This window comes from Methanobrevibacter sp. 87.7, assembly GCF_002208625.1.
Classification (GTDB): domain Archaea; phylum Methanobacteriota; class Methanobacteria; order Methanobacteriales; family Methanobacteriaceae; genus Methanarmilla.
The window spans coordinates 1-962 of sequence record NZ_MRCT01000283.1 but is presented as its reverse complement, the minus strand read 5'-3'; the positions used below and the strand labels follow the sequence as shown (position 1 = coordinate 962).

The window sequence follows — 962 nt, the reverse complement described above, 5'->3', positions numbered from 1 at the left end:
TTTTAAAAATTAGTTTTATTTATATTTTTTAAGAGTTTATTTATAAAAAAAGTTTGTTTTATTAAAAAAAGTGTAGTTTAGATAAAGTATAAGTAGATAGAATTATCTTCCATCTACTAAGACTTTTAATTTTCCATTTTCAATATTTATGATTAAACCATGAATTGGTACTTCATTACTAATAAGTGGATGATTTTTTATTGTTTCAACAGTTTTTACAACATTTGATTCTTCATCATCTATTGCACCAATCCATTCTTTTAAATTAATTTTATCTATTTCTTCTTCAGGAATTCCTTTTTCAATCATTTTATTTCTTATTTTTTCTTCATCTGCATGTGCCATACCACAATCTGTATGTCCTATGACCATTACTTCTTCTGCTCCTAAAGAATATATTGCTGCTGCAATTGATCTTATTGCATCTTCTCCAACAATTGTGTTTCCTGCATTTTTAATAATATTTGCATCTCCTCTTCCAATACCTAATGCAGGTTCTAAGAAACCAACTAATCTTGTATCCATACAGGTTAAGATTGCTAATTTCTTTTTAGGAAGATGTCCTAATTTTTCTCCTTCAAATTCTTCTGTAAATTTTTCATTTGCCTTTAATACATCATCTATAATCATTTTACCACATCTATTATTCAATTTAAAGAACTTTTTATTATATATATTTTAATGATATTTATATTTATATCTTTTATTTTCAGATTTAATTCATATTTACTATATATTTTTCATAAATATTTTATATAATGTATAAAAATTATTCTATTTTCATTGTTTAAAGTTTTTATTTATATAGATGATAATTAAAGAATTTATACCTCTAATTTTAATATTTTAGAATTAAAATTAAATTTTTATTTAAAATAAGTTTTTATTTAAATTTAATAAGATTATTATTTTTTATTCAAAATCAGATTTGTTCTTATTTTTTATTAAAAAATGTATATAAT

The 962-nt window shown here is 20.7% G+C and carries 1 protein-coding gene; it reads right to left on the bottom strand.

Annotated features, from left to right (window positions below; translation table 11 throughout):
• Window positions 1-102 precede the first annotated feature (102 nt).
• The gene (locus BGI41_RS08225) at window positions 103-630 is read right to left on the bottom strand and encodes a carbonic anhydrase (RefSeq protein ID WP_088540216.1); all 528 of its coding nucleotides are present in this window, start codon (window positions 628-630) and stop codon (window positions 103-105) included.
• Between the last annotated feature and the right edge of the window lie 332 nt (window positions 631-962).